At 53.1% G+C, this 15479-nt stretch carries 13 protein-coding genes and 2 pseudogenes; 7 read left to right on the top strand and 8 right to left on the bottom strand.

Annotated elements, in window-relative coordinates:
* Both DOU50_RS04120 and DOU50_RS04125 read right to left on the bottom strand, forming a co-directional pair.
* Positions 1-1672: pseudogene (locus DOU50_RS04120) on the bottom strand (hypothetical protein); the annotation flags it as partial.
* Positions 1673-1799: 127 nt separating this feature from the next.
* Positions 1800-2123, bottom strand: a complete 324-nt coding sequence (locus tag DOU50_RS04125; RefSeq protein ID WP_024909490.1) for a hypothetical protein — start codon at positions 2121-2123, stop codon at positions 1800-1802.
* 326 nt (positions 2124-2449) lie between these two features.
* On the opposite strand from DOU50_RS04125, the gene DOU50_RS04130 reads away from it, so the two are divergent.
* Positions 2450-3439 (top strand): 2-hydroxyacid dehydrogenase, encoded by a 990-nt coding sequence (locus DOU50_RS04130; RefSeq protein ID WP_024909491.1) that lies wholly within the window; start codon positions 2450-2452, stop codon positions 3437-3439.
* Positions 3440-3458: 19 nt separating this feature from the next.
* On the opposite strand, the gene DOU50_RS04135 is transcribed toward DOU50_RS04130, so the two are convergent.
* Positions 3459-4664 carry an MFS transporter gene (locus DOU50_RS04135; RefSeq protein ID WP_148768872.1) on the bottom strand — a complete coding sequence of 402 codons (1206 nt, stop codon included), beginning with the start codon at positions 4662-4664 and terminating at the stop codon, positions 3459-3461.
* A 456-nt stretch (positions 4665-5120) separates the two neighbouring features.
* Between DOU50_RS04135 and DOU50_RS04140 the strand changes: the two genes are divergently transcribed.
* Positions 5121-5792 carry an MgtC family protein gene (locus DOU50_RS04140; protein WP_024909493.1) on the top strand — a complete coding sequence of 224 codons (672 nt, stop codon included), beginning with the start codon at positions 5121-5123 and terminating at the stop codon, positions 5790-5792.
* A gap of 72 nt (positions 5793-5864) precedes the next feature.
* Here DOU50_RS04140 and DOU50_RS04145 read toward each other — a convergent pair whose 3' ends face one another.
* Positions 5865-6320 carry a MarR family winged helix-turn-helix transcriptional regulator gene (locus DOU50_RS04145; protein WP_228117506.1) on the bottom strand — a complete coding sequence of 152 codons (456 nt, stop codon included), beginning with the start codon at positions 6318-6320 and terminating at the stop codon, positions 5865-5867.
* Between the two features lie 68 nt (positions 6321-6388).
* Between DOU50_RS04145 and DOU50_RS04150 the strand changes: the two genes are divergently transcribed.
* Together DOU50_RS04150 and uspF are read left to right on the top strand one after the other, a co-directional pair.
* Positions 6389-6679: a DUF1330 domain-containing protein gene (locus DOU50_RS04150; RefSeq protein ID WP_048989534.1), complete on the top strand. Its 291-nt coding sequence runs from the start codon at positions 6389-6391 to the stop codon at positions 6677-6679.
* A gap of 125 nt (positions 6680-6804) precedes the next feature.
* On the top strand, positions 6805-7239 hold the full coding sequence (gene uspF / locus DOU50_RS04155; protein WP_023335555.1) for a universal stress protein UspF: 435 nt from the start codon (positions 6805-6807) through the stop codon (positions 7237-7239).
* Positions 7240-7296: 57 nt separating this feature from the next.
* Here uspF and DOU50_RS04160 read toward each other — a convergent pair whose 3' ends face one another.
* Together DOU50_RS04160 and dcp are read right to left on the bottom strand one after the other, a co-directional pair.
* The gene (locus DOU50_RS04160; RefSeq protein ID WP_148768873.1) at positions 7297-9879 is read right to left on the bottom strand and encodes an EAL domain-containing protein; all 2583 of its coding nucleotides are present in this window, start codon (positions 9877-9879) and stop codon (positions 7297-7299) included.
* Between the two features lie 323 nt (positions 9880-10202).
* Positions 10203-12236, bottom strand: coding sequence for a peptidyl-dipeptidase Dcp (gene dcp, locus DOU50_RS04165; protein ID WP_148768874.1), 2034 nt, complete (start codon positions 12234-12236; stop codon positions 10203-10205).
* A gap of 142 nt (positions 12237-12378) precedes the next feature.
* Here dcp and ydfG point away from each other — a divergent pair, with 142 nt between their 5' ends.
* Together ydfG and DOU50_RS04175 are read left to right on the top strand one after the other, a co-directional pair.
* Positions 12379-13125 carry a bifunctional NADP-dependent 3-hydroxy acid dehydrogenase/3-hydroxypropionate dehydrogenase YdfG gene (gene ydfG, locus DOU50_RS04170; protein WP_023292548.1) on the top strand — a complete coding sequence of 249 codons (747 nt, stop codon included), beginning with the start codon at positions 12379-12381 and terminating at the stop codon, positions 13123-13125.
* Between the two features lie 91 nt (positions 13126-13216).
* Positions 13217-13903 carry a GntR family transcriptional regulator gene (locus tag DOU50_RS04175; protein ID WP_048989539.1) on the top strand — a complete coding sequence of 229 codons (687 nt, stop codon included), beginning with the start codon at positions 13217-13219 and terminating at the stop codon, positions 13901-13903.
* Between the two features lie 34 nt (positions 13904-13937).
* On the opposite strand, the gene DOU50_RS04180 is transcribed toward DOU50_RS04175, so the two are convergent.
* On the bottom strand, positions 13938-14369 hold the full coding sequence (locus DOU50_RS04180; protein WP_148768875.1) for a universal stress protein: 432 nt from the start codon (positions 14367-14369) through the stop codon (positions 13938-13940).
* 287 nt (positions 14370-14656) lie between these two features.
* Between DOU50_RS04180 and ydfZ the strand changes: the two genes are divergently transcribed.
* Positions 14657-14860: a putative selenium delivery protein YdfZ gene (ydfZ, locus tag DOU50_RS04185; protein WP_014883679.1), complete on the top strand. Its 204-nt coding sequence runs from the start codon at positions 14657-14659 to the stop codon at positions 14858-14860.
* A gap of 43 nt (positions 14861-14903) precedes the next feature.
* Here ydfZ and DOU50_RS04190 read toward each other — a convergent pair.
* Positions 14904-15479, bottom strand: a pseudogene (locus DOU50_RS04190) (D-mannonate oxidoreductase); the annotation flags it as partial.

A 15479-nucleotide genomic window follows, 5' to 3' on the forward strand; every position in this document is an offset into this window, starting at 1 on the left:
CGTTCACCTGTACCGGACCGATTTTGTCCGCATGGAGGTCGCCCTTAAACTGAAAAAATGTCGGGTCGGTGCCGTCGACGCTGAAGGTCAGGACCGAGGGTGGCAACACGCTGCCGCCGGAGAAACGGGTTTGTCCTGCATTGAGCGACAGCGCGCCGCTGAAGGCCGGTTTTTCGGCATCGCGCAACCAGCGTACCGGCTGATCCAGCACCAGACGCGGCTTGCTGACCTCCATCGTGCCGTACTGGAGCTTGTCAAAACCGGTGGAGAGCGCCGTCAGCTCAATAAGGTTGTCGCGCCACTCGCCTTTCCCGGCGACATCCCAGCGGGCATGCATCGGCGTAAAACCGCCTTTTCCCCAGTAGCGCCACTGCCACAGGCCGTTATCGGGTAAAAAGTCATTAGCCTGGCCGTCCAGGTGGAGTTCAAAATCACCCATCTCGTTTTCATGGGCGCGCAGAATCGCCTGTAAACGACCGTCCACGCCCTTCTGCGTCAGCTTCACGCCCGCCAGCGGCCAGCGGATTTCATCGATATCGAGTGAATTGATGATGCGCCCGCGCGAGCGGAGCAGCGCGCCCGGCTCAAAGGCCAGCTGCGGTTCATACAGGCTGCCGGTCAGCGTGGCGGGCAATTTGGCGTAAAGAATGAGATCGTTTTGCTTCGCCTCGCCGCTGAGATGCAGGGGCATGTCGCTGTTTTCCATACTGAGCCTGCCGGGCCCAATATTCAGTACCGCGTTGCCTTTCCCCGCATCGCCGTGCGTCAGCACATTCAGTCGTCCGGTCAGGGTGGTTTTCTCCAGCCCCTGCTGCCAGTTGTCTGCACGAAGGGATACCCGCCCGCTCAGCGGCATACCCGAGAGATCCCAGTTCCAGCGCCCGTCGCTGATGTTCAGCTGCTCCGCCGTGATCTGCCACGGCAGGTCGAGCAGCGGATCGGGGTTGTCCCGCGCCATCACCACCAGCTGTCCCTGATTCTCTTCCCAGTCCAGATCGGCGTCGACCAGGGACGTTAACTGTGGCACGTTAAAGGTCGCCACCGCGTGGCCTTTCACCGGCACGCCGTCAGGAACCAGCGGCAAGGTAAACTCGCCCACCAGCTTAATCGGCTGCGGCTGGTCCGGGAGCTGTACATCAAACTGGCTGACCGAGAGCGTTTGGCCGCGAAGCGTGCCTTTAATGCTGACCTGCTCGCCTTTATAGGCGATCTCCTGGCTGGACGGGGTCAGCGACGCATTAAGCTCACCCTGCCACTGCTGCCAGGGCGACAGCGTCAGGCGGTGAACCGTAAGCCAGGTATTGGGCAATACCGCCTGCCACTGGGCCAGCGTTTTGGGAGCGACAGTTGAGGGCGCAGACTGGGGAATTTTGCTCAGGCAAACGGAGTTAAGATCCAGCGCGCCGATATCCAGCTTCCAGCGGCTGGGATGTGACAACGTCACGTTATCGATGCGGGCAATTTCGCAGTCTTCAACCAGATAGCGAAGATCGGGGATCACCAGCGCGTGGCGAGTCAGTTTCGGACTCTCTTCGAAAGCGATGCGCGTCCCGACGGGCAGCCAGATCCCGGCGAGCGTCGGTACCCACTGGGCGAGCGTCATCAGCAGCGTCAGCGGCAACAATATGAACAGCAGTAAAAGCGCAAGAGCGGCTTTGTATTTACCCTTCATGGGCAGTTAATATCCTGATTTAGCAAAAGAATTAAGCCGGCAGTGCCGATCATTGTCGCATGTTTAGCTGGTCAGTTGAAGTCAAAGCCAGGTTTAAGAATAGATGCTGTAACGTTAAGTTGCGAAACTAGGGCCTGTTCCGAGGCAACGCCAGAAGGTAAAGCATGGCGAATATCAACGACCCCCAATACACCGAGTTGTACCGCCAGGGATCAAAATCAATAAGTAAAAATGCGCTAACAAACTCATAGCCGTTGGCAAAAACGTTAATTTGAATGGCAGCAATGGCTATCACAAACAGCGTATAAGCAATGAACAGTGGATATTTCCGGAGCCGGTTAACTTTCAATTTCCCGAAGTACAATAAGAAGAAAATCACAATAGAAACAATAAAATAGCACAAAGCAGGCAGCATCGGCGGAGATAAGGACAATTCCAATTGTTGAGACATGCATCATTCTCCCTCTTTATCAGAAACTCACCCAGTTTCTGATATCGTCCCATCACATCAGGAAGGATTGCAGTTTTCGCACCCTCTTGCCATTCTTTAACGTAATTCAGACAGGCGTTTCTCGCATCCTCTACCCACTTCATTTTCCGCTATATGTCCCGATCAGATCCGCGCCGAAGATTTCTCGTAGTAAGAATATCATGGAGTTAGGGTGCACATATGCTCTAGAATAATTGATAGAACTTATTGAATTCAATAATATTTTATAAATTGTAAGATAATTTTAATCATGCTAACGTGAATGCAAAATCACTGGAGAAAGTCTTATGAAACTCGCGGTATACAGCACAAAGCAGTACGACAAAAAGTATCTGCAACATGTTAACGAGGCTTACGGGTTTGAGCTTGAATTTTTCGACTTTCTGCTGTCCGAAAAAACCGCCAAAACGGCGCACGGCTGTGAAGGCGTCTGCATTTTCGTAAACGATGACGGCAGTCGTCCGGTGCTGGAAGAGTTGAAAAAACAGGGGGTGAAGTACATCGCCCTGCGCTGTGCGGGCTTTAACAACGTGGATCTCGATGCGGCAAAAGAGCTGGGTCTGAAGGTGGTTCGCGTTCCGGCGTACTCCCCGGAAGCGGTCGCGGAACATGCGATTGGCATGATGATGTCCCTCAACCGTCGTATTCACCGCGCTTATCAGCGTACCCGTGACGCCAACTTCTCGCTGGAAGGGCTGACCGGCTTTACCATGTACGGCAAAACCGCTGGCGTGATCGGCACCGGTAAAATTGGCGTGGCTACCCTGCGCATTCTGAAAGGCTTTGGCATGCGTCTGCTGGCATTCGATCCGTACCCAAGCGCCGCAGCGCTGGATCTGGGCGTGGAGTACGTTGACCTGCCGACGCTGTTCTCGCAGTCCGACGTGATCTCCCTGCACTGTCCGCTGACGCCGGAAAACTACCACCTGCTCAATCAGGCGGCGTTTGACCAGATGAAAGATGGCGTGATGATCATCAACACCAGCCGCGGCGGACTGGTTGACTCTCAGGCCGCAATCGAAGCGCTGAAAACCCAGAAAATTGGCGCGCTGGGGATGGACGTGTATGAGAACGAACGCGATCTGTTCTTTGAAGATAAGTCTAATGATGTCATCCAGGACGACGTGTTCCGTCGCCTCTCTGCCTGCCATAACGTCCTGTTTACCGGACATCAGGCGTTTCTGACTGCCGAAGCCCTGATCAGCATTTCGGAAACCACGCTGGGCAATCTTCAGCAGTTAGAAAAGGGTGAGCCGTGCCCTAACGAACTGGCTTAAGTGCTACGCCGGGTGGTGGCTAAGCCTCACCCGGCGCGTTTGTTTCCCAGCTGCGGTGCGCAACGCGCCACCAGATCAGGACGGCGGCCAGCGCAATCGCGCTCAGGACACTGAATGCCGTCGCAAACGAGTAATGACCGGCGATCGTCCCGGTTAACGCCGGGCTCATGGATGCCCCAACCCCCTGCATCAGCATCACCACACTCTGCCCGGCATTGACGTGCCCGCTTCCGCGCAGCAGCACCACAATAAACGATGGTACGACGACACCGAGGATCCCGGCGGCCAGGCCGTCGAGAATTTGTACCGGGATCATCATTAACGGCGCGTCCGTGGATGCCGCCAGCGCCGCGCGTACCGGCATGACCAGCAGCGCCAGCATAATTAAGCGCCAGTAGCCAAAATGTTCGATCCGGCGCGAAGCCCAGATGGCGACGGGGATCATCACGGCCTGCGAGATGATGACGGTACCCGCCGCGTACAAACCGGGGTTGATCGTGGCGGGTGCCGCAGCCACCCTCATGCTCAGCATCGGTAATAGCGCGGCGTTTGCCAGGTGGAACAGCAGCAGCGTCAGCCCGGTCACAAACAGCGCCCGGTTTTTCATCAGCATCGCAAAACCGGGGACCGGCAGGCTCGCTGAAGAGGACAGCCCGCGCGCCGCGTCGTTATCGATATCGCTGTTGCGAATGGCAAGCAGCGCACACAGCGTTAGCAGCGTGGTACAGGTCATCAGCAGGAAAATCCCGCCCACGCCCCAGTACCAGGCAATGCCGCCTGCAATCAGAGCGGTCATGAAATTGCCGCCGTGATTGAACGCCTCGTTTCTGCCCATCTGCGCGCTGAAGCCGCTCTGCCCGGTCAACCCCAGCGTAATCCCGGCGATCAACGGCCCGACAAATGCCGCACAGATACCGGTGACGATTTGCGACACGGCGACCACGGCGCTCTGCTGGCTAAACCAGAGCAGAAGCGTGCTTAGTGTGATCAGAATGCACAGCAGCGCGAGCACAGCACGCTTGTTGCGGGAGGTGTCGGTGATGAACCCCGCCGGCAGCGTGGCCAGTAACCCCGCCAGCCCGCCGGCCGTCATCAGGATGCCAATATCATCAGGGGTCCAGTGGCGTTCGGTCAGAAAAATACCGAGAAAAGGTCCCAGGCCATCGCGAACATCCGCAATGAAAAAACTTGTCAGGCATAACGCCCGCAGCGAACGAAGAGACATACATCCTGCCTTTGTCTGTTATCGCCTGTAAAAAAGGAAATGTAGTATACCGGGTATATTTGAAAATCAGATGACGTCTTAAAAATATGTCTTCCGAACTTAAACAATTCATAACGGACGTTGTTTTTTCACTTTACTCATTATCGCCCCTGACTATACTGGCAATAAATTTTCACAGGAGTCCTTCGTTGGAAAGTTATTTTATCGTCGATACGAAGGTAAGCTGACGCGATTTTCTCGCTGCTTACCTTTATGGTGGGCAGCAATCCTCTTTACGTGATTGCATCCCAATACATTAAGAACGACCAAATTTGTGGGGCATCACGATGTTCATGTTTAACCATTCACTCTTTCCGCCACCCTCCCGCTGACATGCTTTGCGTTTTAACGGCGTCATACTGTGCTATGTGAAGCACTGACGCTTATCGTTTAATCATGTTAACAGGCGACAGGCTGATGTTCCCTTATATCTCTCATCTGCTCGCAGCGATGCTGCTGGGCGCAATTATCGGCGCGGAAAGACAATGGCGCCAGCGTATGGCCGGGCTTCGTACCAATGCACTGGTTGCGACGGGCGCTGCCGTGTTTATTTTAAGTTCCATCTCGACGTCCCCCGATAGCCCGGGACGCATTGCAGCGCAGATCGTCTCCGGAATAGGTTTCCTTGGCGCTGGCGTCATTATGCGTGAAGGAATGAATATTCGTGGTCTAAATACCGCCGCAACGCTATGGTGTTCGGCCGGAATTGGTGTGCTGTGCGGCTTAGGTCAATTCTGGAATGCCGGTATGGCCAGCGTGATTATTCTTTGTGCCAACATATTGCTTCGCGAAGCTGCGCAACGGATTAATCAACTGCCCGCGCTCCATGAAGGCGAAAAATGCTATGTCCTGAAAATCACCTGCAATGATGAGCATGAAGATGCGGTCCGACAGAGCGTGGTAAACATGGCGAAAGAGTTGACCTTAAGCCTGAAATCCATTTATTGCGCAACGGCGCAATCAGAAGGTAAAACTGAAATTCGGGCCGAGGTGATGACCCGGGAGGAATACCGGAAATTACTCGATCTGATTATGGGTAATATCGGCGGGAATAAAATTATCGCGTCCGTCAGCTGTCACGCAATTTAAGTCTATTACCGGGCATTACGCCCGGTACAACCTTTCCGTTTTGCACAGCCTCTGACAATAACGCGGAGAGCTTCATAAGGCAGCACTGATTTTAGCCAGACGTTTCATCATCTCCGTCGTCAGGCTAAGCTGCTCGCTGCCCATTAGGTGGGACAACTCCTGCTTAGCGGATTGCCATACCGGCATGACCTCTTCAAGCAGACGCCAGCCTTCAGCTGTCAGCGTGAGTCGTTTTCCGGCACGTCCACGGCCTCCAGCCGAGTCAATAATGCCCCGGGATTCCAGACTACGGATATTACGACTCAGTGTTGTCGCATCCACCCCTGCTCTGGCGGCGAGTTCCGCAACGGTTTCATTAGGAGAACCCCCGATGCCAACCATCAGACTGAACTGCTCAGCGGTCAGATCAAACGGTCTGAAGCAGGCGTTGTAATAGCGCGTAATAGCCCGAGCGGTAGCGCGCGCCTGAAACGCCGGACAGACCTCCGGAATGGTCTCCAACGGCGCCACATCAATGTTGTTCATCATTTCATCTCGACAAGCAATGCTAAAGTTAATACTGTATATACACTATTTATACTGCTTGAGGAACCATTATGCCTGCCTTTGTTCATATCAACTTACGGGTCATTGACCCTGCCAGACAGGCCAGCCTGGCCCCTCGCTTCACGTCAGCATTAGAGGAGGCAGGCGGAAAAATTGTCCATTTTGGAGCTGTCGCACAGGTACTGGAAGGGGAAGTAGCGCCGTTACCCTATGCAGGCATTTTTGAATTCCCGACGTTGGATCAGGCCATTGCCTTCTATCATTCGGAAAAATATGCGCCGATTAAGGCTGAACGCCAGCTCGCCCAGGAAGCAAGAATGTTCATTGTCACGACGGAATGACAGGCAGGTTCAACTGTACCTAAATCACAGAACCGAAATTTGTCCCCGTTATGAAAGCCTGCTCTCTGTTTTGCTGGAAATAACGGTTTAACCTGAGCTGTGCAAAAAACACTCAGGAGGAACACATGTACAATTCAATTTTGGTTCCCATTGATATCTCCGAGGATAGCCTGACGCACATGGTTATCCCCTTCGTTCAGGCACATACAGCACTTAACACAGCTAAAGTTCACTTTCTTACTGTTATTCCATCTCTTCCTTATTACTCATCATTAGGTTTGGCCTACTCCGTAGAAATGCCGAAGATGAAAGAGTTCCAGCACGCTGCTTTAGCTAAACTGGATGAAATTGTTAAGCAATTCAAAATCCCTGCAGATAAGATTCAGACTCACGCCGTGACGGGATCCCCTAAGGATCAAATCCTTAAGCTCGCTGACACGATCGGCGCCGACCTGATTATCATCGCCTCCCATAAGCCTGACATATCGACCTATCTGTTGGGTTCAAACGCTGCGGCAGTGGTGCGGCATGCGAAATGCCCTGTGCTGGTTGTAAGATAAAAAAACCGGGCGACATGCCCGGTTTTTCATTTACGTTTCCCTGAATGAAAGCACGCTTTAGAGATTGACTCTGTTTGCGTTTAAATTTAAGTCCGTAATAGCGGCCGGTTTTCCAAGCAAGTAGCCCTGAACTTCATCACATTTATTTTTTTTAAGAAAAGAGAGTTGTTCGGCAGTCTCCACCCCTTCTGCGGTTACCGCCATCGAATAGGCTTTACCCAGATCGATAATTTTCTCTACGACTGATTGATTCTGCGGTGAATCGCCCAGGGTAAAAATAAAACTCTTGTCGAGCTTGAGCCCGTCAAACTGAAACTTCCGGAGATAGCTCAGGGATGCATAGCCGGTACCGAAGTCGTCGATCAGAATGCGGACACCCATTTTTTTGAGAGACTTCATGGTCTGCAAGGTTTTTTCTGGATCGGAAAGCGTGACATTTTCAGTCACTTCTATTTCCAGACGGTTAGGCTCAAGCCCTGTTTCATGAAGTATCTCTTTTATCCTTTCGGCAAGATCGCTTGCCTGAAATTCGATAGCAGAAATATTTACGGATACCGATAACCCCGGCAATTTATCTTTTGTCTCCGCACACGCTGTGCGTATGACCCAGTTGCTGAGGTTAATAATCAGGCCTGTTTCTTCCGCCAGGGTGATGAACTGATCGGGCATCATAGTCCCTCTCTGCGGGTGCTTCCAACGTACCAGCGCTTCGACGGCGTCTATTTTCGAGTATCGGAGGTTATAACGCGGCTGGTAAACCAGATAGAGTTGCTCTTCGCGAATCGCTGTCTTCAGTTCTAATTCCAGTTTTCTCCGTTCGGTCAATTTTTCCGACATATCCGGGCGATAATAGACCCATCTGTTTCTGCCGGATTGTTTCGCCTGGTAAAGCGCAATATCCGCATAGCGTAAAAGATCGTTTGCGCTGCGGCTATCCTGGGGAGCCAGCGCAATACCCATGCTTACGCCTATCGCCACATCATTGCCCTCAATGGAGAAAGGACGGTTAAGTTCTTGCACGATGCGGTGACACACCTCCTCAATGTGCTCTTTTTGGCTGCTGTTGCCGAGGAGCAGCATAAATTCATCCCCTCCCTGCCTTGCGACAAAATCACCTCGACGAACGCAGTTTTTAAGCCGTAAAGCGACCTCGCCAAGCAGAGCATCGCCCGCGGAATGCCCAAAAATATCATTGACGGGTTTAAACTTGTCTAAATCGAGGCAAATCATGGCAAAGGGATAATGATTGACGCCTTCTTTAGCGAACTGGCCTGCAAGAAACTCCTTAATATGATACCGGTTCGGCAGACCGGTTAATTCATCATGGCGTGACAGGAACTCCACACGTTTTGTTGCTTCAACTTCCTGAGAGACGTCGGTTGCCGCGCCCCGCAACACCACCGTTCCGTCAGGCTGTGCAGAAAACTTTGCCAGAAGCGTGCAATAGGACGTGGATTGTTGCGCGTGAGTATAAGGGCAGTTCTTAAATTCAAAGCGTTCAGTTAACTCGCGGCGGCTGACACAGCCATGTAATAATCCAGCTGTCGAGGGAAAGAGTTCATCCAACCTGCGGCCTATCCATTCGCTATTTTCATATCCCGTCACTGTAGAAAAACGACCTGAAAGCCACGTTATCTTTAACGATAAATCTGTTTCCCAGAACCAGTCGCTGGTTGTTTCACTGACGTCCCGGAATCGTTTTTCACTCGTGATGAGATTTAACCGTGCCTGCTCGAGGAGAAAGGTATTTTCGTCAAGCATTCTCGCCTTCTGCATAATATGACGCATGAGAATAACCGTCATCGATACCGTCAGAATGACTGAAAGGATGAGTAAGGGTAAAAAATAAATAATCAACGCCTGGCCTGGGTTTTCGCTGTCCCAGATAATTTGCACATCACCATTCTGGGCACTTAAGGTAAATTCAGTCTGGTTGTTTATTTGAGAAGTGACTGGATCGGGTGAAGTACGAACATTTTTGACGCCGGCATACTGCCCAATCGTGAGGAGTTTTTTAGCCGTTAGCTTGTCTATAAACACCATTGTCGAAGCTTTCCCCGGTAAGGGCTGCACGCTCGTATCATCCCCCGTCGTTATCCATTCCGCAGAAACAATGGCCGGAACGGAATCGATAAGCGTTAGCATAGAAACCGGCAATCCATTTTTTAGGCTCACCTCACGGAGTAAACGGTCTTTGGTGGATTTATCTAACCAGCGATCCAGATCCTGAAGCTTCAGTTTCCCGTCAACCACGCTGTACCGCGTTCTCCCTTCCGGGGAGAGAACAAACACCCCTTCGTAGCCAAAGTTGTCATAGAGGGACTTACCCAGGTTTTGCTTATCCCATGCCCAGTGAACGTCAGTGTTCAGATGAAGATATTTGTAGGCATCTCCCCACTCTGCATTGTCTTTCAAATGACTTCGCATGCTTTCCTGGCGGGTATCCAGCGCTTCCCTTAACAAAAATTCATCGTGCTTGTCGCTGATTTCATTAACATTATCTTTTATTATTAGCAGAGATATTATTGCGGCGATGAAAATACTTATCAACAACGTAACAATATAGGTAAAGGTTTTATTTATCAGGCCTTTAGAAGGCTCGGTATCCGTGAAAGCCGGATTGTTCAGAGGTAGGGTCATCTTTCGCCTTCTTAACTGCTATTACGTCAATATTTATGCCACCTTCATTTATCGGCAAAAAATAATAAAATTTTATAGCAAAAAATCTGAAGCTAAAGAATATGTGGTTTTTACAACCCAGATCAAATTATTAATCATTAACTCTTTTACAGCCTAAATTCGGTTAATTAAATATACCGGTCAAAGTAACTTATCACCTCAGCGATTGTATTTACACAGAATGGATATTAAGACTATTTTTTGCTGTAGCGGTCACAGGAACGATGAAACGTATAAAAAAACCGGGCGTAAAGCCCGGTTCTTTTTTTCTGATGAGACTGACTCTATTCGCTCAGCCCGCGATTCTCCAGCATCGGCTCAATCTTCGGATCGTGCCCGCGCCAGTTGCGATACAGTTCGGCTAAATCCGTGCTGTTACCACGGGACAAAATCGCCTCGCGGAATTTTTGCCCGTTTTCACGGGTCAGGCCGCCCTGTTCAACAAACCACTGATAGCCATCATCAGCGAGCATCTGCGTCCAGAGATAGGCGTAATATCCCGCCGCGTAGCCGCCGCCAAAAATATGGGCAAAATAGCTGCTGCGATAGCGCGGCGGTACGGCGGGCAGATCCAGCCCCTCTTTTTTCAACGCAGCCGCTTCAAAATCCTCCACGCTCGAAACGGCCTCACTGATGCCGTGCCAGTTCATGTCCAGCAGCGCGGCAGCCAGCAGCTCCGTCATGTCATAACCCTTGTTGAAATGGGTCGCGTTGAGCATGCTTTCCCGCAGCGCGTCCGGCATCGGCTCACCGGTTTCGTAATGGCGCGCATAATGGGTAAACACCTGTGGATGGCTGGCCCAGTGCTCGTTGATTTGCGACGGGAACTCAACAAAATCACGCGGCGTATTGGTGCCGGAAAGCGTGGCGAACCGCTGGCTGGCAAAGAGACCGTGCAGCGTATGGCCAAACTCGTGGAACAGGGTTATCACGTCATCCCAGGAGAGAAGCACGACACCGCCATTCGCCGGTTTTTGGTAGTTACAGACGTTGTAGATCACCGGACGGGCAGCAAACTCGAAGGATTGCTCGACGAAATTCCCCATCCATGCCCCGCCCTGCTTGGAATCACGGGCAAAGAAGTCACCGTAAAACAGCGCCATGCCCTCACCGGTGTGGTCGAAAATTTCCCATACGCGGACGTCCGGGTGATACACCGGGATATCGAAGCGTTCGACGAAGCGAATGCCAAACAGCTGGCTGGCTGCCCAGAATACGCCATCCTGCAGCACGGTATTGAGCGCAAAGTAGGGCCTGATCTGCGATTCATCGAGGGCATATTTTGCCTGGCGCACGCGCTCCGCATAAAAGGCCCAGTCCCAGGCCTCCACGGTGAAACCGCCCTGCTCGTCGTCGATGACTTTCTGAATATCGGCCTGCTCGCGTTCCGCGCGGGCGCGGGCGGCAGGCACAATGCCGCGCATAAATTCCAGCGCGGCGGCCGGGGTTTTCGCCATCTGATCGGCGATGCTCCAGCTGGCGTAATCCTCAAAACCCAGCAGACGGGCCTGTCGCGCACGTAGCGCCGTCAGACGCAGGATCAGTGCGCGAGTATCGTTTTCATCCCCTTTCTGGGTGCGCGTCCAGCCTGCGTTGAAAAGGTTTTCGCGCGTCTGACGATTGCACAGCGCGGAAAGCGCGGGCTGCTGGGTGGTGTTCAAAAGCGGGATCAGCCAGCGATCGTTTAGCCCTCGCTCCGCGGCAGCCTGAGCCGCGTCAGCGATATCACCGGCGCTGAGCCCGTCAAGCTGGTGCGCGTAATCCACCACCAGCCCACCCGTTTTATCGGCAGCCAGCAGACGCTGGTTAAACTGGCTGGTCAGGGAGGCCGCCTCGGTATTCAACGCCTTTAGCTCGGCCTTTTCTGTCTCATTCAGACGCGCGCCGGCCAGAATAAACCGCTGATACGTCTCCTCGACCAGACGACGGGATTCAGCGTCCAGCGCGGCACGGTCCTGCCAGACGCTCTCCACGCGGGCGAACAGTACGTCATTCAGCCAGATATCGTTTGCCAGCGCGGCAAGCTCGGTGGAGAACTGTTCCTCGAGCTCCTGTAAATACGGATTGGTGTGCGCGGAAGTCATGGCGAAGAACACGCTGCTGACGCGCTGGAGCAAAGCGCCGCTTTTCTCCAGCGCCAGCACGGTGTTAGCGAAGTCAGGCGCAGCGGCCTGAGCGACAATCGCGTCAATATCCGCCCGCTTCTGGCGAAGGGCTTCATCGAAGGCCGGACGATAGTGGCTGTCGTTGATCTCATCAAAATGGGGGGCCTGGTAAGGCAGCAGGCTGATGTTAAAAAAGGGATTCGTGGCCGTCATCTTTCGCTCCTGAGTACGGGTATCCTCCCAGAGTAGGCCAGGCCGCCATCCCCTGCAACGCTGTCATACAAATGTTGCCTTAACGCACCCTCTGCGGCCGTGCTATGTTAGTACAACACAAAAAGCGTTGAGGAACAGTGAGATGATTATTTTAGTTACCGGGGCAACGGCAGGTTTTGGTGAAAGCATCACGCGTCGCTTCGTCGCCAACGGGCACAAGGTTATCGCGACCGGCCGCCGTCAGGAGCGTTTACAGGAGCTCAAAGACGAACTAGGCGACAGCATCCTGACCGCGCAGCTGGACGTGCGTAACCGCGCAGCGATCGAAGAGATGATCGCTAATCTGCCAGCAGAATGGCGCGCCATCGACGTGCTGGTCAACAATGCCGGTCTGGCGCTGGGCATGGAGCCTGCCCACAAAGCCAGCGTGGAAGACTGGGAAAACATGATCGACACCAACAACAAAGGGCTGGTCTATATGACCCGCGCGGTGCTGCCGGGCATGGTCGAGCGCAACCGCGGTCACATTATCAATATCGGTTCCACCGCCGGGAGCTGGCCTTACGCGGGCGGCAACGTCTATGGCGCGACGAAAGCGTTTGTGCGCCAGTTCAGCCTTAACCTGCGTACCGATCTGCACGGCACCGCCATTCGCGTCACCGACATCGAGCCGGGCCTGGTGGGTGGCACCGAGTTTTCCAACGTGCGTTTCAAAGGCGATGACGCGAAAGCGGACAAAACCTATGAAAACGCGAACGCCCTGACGCCGGAAGATGTCACCGAAACGGTCTGGTGGGTGGCGACGCTGCCAAAACACGTCAACATCAATACCGTAGAAATGATGCCGGTCAGCCAGAGTTTTGCCGGACTTAGCGTCCATCGTGGCTAACGCTGCCCTTCCCGGCCTGCGGGCCGGGTCTGTTTCGGATTATAAAAGAATGGTAGTATGTTCGGGCTAATTCTCTGAGAAATGACAACTCATGGCCGCTGAATCGCAACTCAATCCCACCCAGCCCGTAAACCAGCAAATCTATCGCATTTTGCGACGTGATATTGTCCATTGCCTGATCCCACCGGGAACGCCGCTTTCTGAAAAAGAGGTCTCCGTGCGGTTTGACGTTTCCCGGCAGCCGGTGCGTGAAGCGTTTATTAAGCTTGCGGAAAACGGTCTAATTCAGATCCGCCCGCAGCGCGGCAGCTACGTGAACAAAATTTCACTCTCTCAGGTACGCAACGGCTGTTTTGTTCGCCAGGCCATTGAATGCGCGGTGGCGCGGCGTGCCGCAACGCTCATCAACGACAACCAGTGTTACCTGCTGGAGCAGAACCTGCATCAGCAGCGGATTGCGATTGACCGTAAGCAGCTGAATGACTTCTTCCAGCTTGATGATGAATTCCACCAGAAACTGGCGCAGATTGCGGATTGCCAGCTGGCCTGGGACACCATCGAAAACATCAAGGCCACCATCGACCGCGTGCGCTACATGAGCCTCGATCACGTCTCCCCGCCGGCAATGCTGCTCCGACAGCATCACGATATTTTCAGCGCGCTGGAAAAACGCGATGCGGACGCTGTGGAAAAAGCGATGACGCTGCATCTGCAGGAAATTAGCGAGTCCGTGCAGCTTATTCGTCAGGAAAATAGCGAGTGGTTTAGCGAAGAGTAATATTACGCCGCCCCTTTCGGACGCGGCGATGGGTTTAGCGAACGACTAACACCGGAATTGTGGCGTAGCGCAGGATAGATTCCGCATTTGATCCCAGCAGATGGGTGGTGATGCCCGGATTTTTCGACCCAATGACAATCACGTCATATGCCCCCTCCTTGCTCAGCCTGATAATTTCATCGCGGACGTTGCCAAAGCGAACCAGGGTGTCAATTTTCTCCGGCGAGATATCGAACAGTCTTTTTAACGCGTTCATTTTCTTCCCGGATTCTTCAGTCATATATTCTTCAAACTTTTTAATATCGGCGTTAAATCCGCGCAGCAGGGACCGACTGCTGGCTGGCAGAATATTGACCAGGGTAATCGAGGCGCCCTCTGCCTTCGCAAGGTTTGCCGCGTGGCGAACCGCTTTGTCGCTCAAATCCATTTCAAACACATCAACAGGCATCAAAATCTTCTTATACATAAGCCTGACTCCTTATTCCGATGAAAGGGTTATTTCCTGTACCCAGAATGGCACCGGGAATATAAACCAACCCTCAACGCTTCCCTGTCGAAACTATCAATTAATGAAAATAACGGTCTGCTTTGTAAATTCCTGTCGTGAACCGTCAGTGCCCAACACAATAAAGAAAAAAGTGTGAGTTTGATCAAAAACAAAAACATGTGATGCAGACAGGCGTATTTATATGCTCCGTGAACGGCAACCCTGAAATAGCGCCGTAACGAACAGGTTAGAGAGGAGAAAATACCATGATGACATACGACCGTAACCGCAATGCAATCACCACCGGCAGCCGCGTCATGATTAGCGGCACGGGCAAAACTGGCGTGATTAAAGCGATCCACAGCGACGGGCTGGATGCCGCGCAGGTGCGCCGCAGCAAAACGGTTGAAGTGGAAGGATGCGAAGGTAAGTTCGAGCCGATTGAGCTGATTCGCCTGGGGATGCACTAAGCTGTGCGCAGACATGCCGCCGCGAACGGCGGCATGTGCTGAATTACCGTTGAGAGACGTACTGGGCCACGGTCGCTTTCGCGCCCTGTTGCAGCAGCGTCTGATATGCCTTCATCACCGCATCAACAAAGCCTGCTTCCCGCGGTAACTCTTTGCCGAAGATGGCCTCGATACCGAGCAGCGCCTTGACCCGGCTTTCCCCCTCCGCACTGCCCTTCACCACCGCCTGAATCACCGCCAGCTGCGGATCGCTCACGTCAATCGCATTACCCTGCTCGTCCACGCCGCCGACATAGCGCATCCACCCTGCCACGCCCAGCGCCAGAAGTGGGAAAGGTTTCTGATGCACCAGATGCCAGCGCACGGAGTCCAGCATACGCTGCGGGAGCTTCTGGCTGCCGTCCATCGCAATTTGCCATGTCCGATGGCGCAGGGCCGGATTGCTGTAGCGGGCAATCAGGAGATCGGCATAACGACCTAAATCAACGCCTTTCACTTTCAGCGTGGGCGCCTGCTCGTTAAGCATCAGCGCGTGCGCGGCGAGGCGGTAGTTCTTATCTTCCATACAGTCGTTGATATGCTGGTATCCGGCCAGATAGCCCAGATACGCCAGGAACGA

The sequence above is a fragment of the Enterobacter sp. C6 genome (assembly GCF_008122455.1).
Classification (GTDB): Bacteria; Pseudomonadota; Gammaproteobacteria; order Enterobacterales; family Enterobacteriaceae; genus Enterobacter; species Enterobacter pseudoroggenkampii.

What these genes read in the sequence shown, in the direction of transcription:
- DOU50_RS04140 (WP_024909493.1), top strand. Translation starts at nt 5,121, where the DNA reads ATGTTCCCTTATATCTCTCATCTGCTCGCAGCGATGCTGCTGGGCGCA.
- DOU50_RS04145 (WP_228117506.1), bottom strand. Translation starts at nt 6,320, where the DNA reads ATGATGAACAACATTGATGTGGCGCCGTTGGAGACCATTCCGGAGGTC.
- DOU50_RS04135 (WP_148768872.1), bottom strand. Translation starts at nt 4,664, where the DNA reads ATGTCTCTTCGTTCGCTGCGGGCGTTATGCCTGACAAGTTTTTTCATT.
- DOU50_RS04150 (WP_048989534.1), top strand. Translation starts at nt 6,389, where the DNA reads ATGCCTGCCTTTGTTCATATCAACTTACGGGTCATTGACCCTGCCAGA.
- dcp (WP_148768874.1), bottom strand. Translation starts at nt 12,236, where the DNA reads ATGACGGCCACGAATCCCTTTTTTAACATCAGCCTGCTGCCTTACCAG.
- DOU50_RS04175 (WP_048989539.1), top strand. Translation starts at nt 13,217, where the DNA reads ATGGCCGCTGAATCGCAACTCAATCCCACCCAGCCCGTAAACCAGCAA.
- uspF (WP_023335555.1), top strand. Translation starts at nt 6,805, where the DNA reads ATGTACAATTCAATTTTGGTTCCCATTGATATCTCCGAGGATAGCCTG.
- DOU50_RS04160 (WP_148768873.1), bottom strand. Translation starts at nt 9,879, where the DNA reads ATGACCCTACCTCTGAACAATCCGGCTTTCACGGATACCGAGCCTTCT.
- DOU50_RS04125 (WP_024909490.1), bottom strand. Translation starts at nt 2,123, where the DNA reads ATGTCTCAACAATTGGAATTGTCCTTATCTCCGCCGATGCTGCCTGCT.
- DOU50_RS04130 (WP_024909491.1), top strand. Translation starts at nt 2,450, where the DNA reads ATGAAACTCGCGGTATACAGCACAAAGCAGTACGACAAAAAGTATCTG.
- ydfZ (WP_014883679.1), top strand. Translation starts at nt 14,657, where the DNA reads ATGATGACATACGACCGTAACCGCAATGCAATCACCACCGGCAGCCGC.
- DOU50_RS04180 (WP_148768875.1), bottom strand. Translation starts at nt 14,369, where the DNA reads ATGTATAAGAAGATTTTGATGCCTGTTGATGTGTTTGAAATGGATTTG.
- ydfG (WP_023292548.1), top strand. Translation starts at nt 12,379, where the DNA reads ATGATTATTTTAGTTACCGGGGCAACGGCAGGTTTTGGTGAAAGCATC.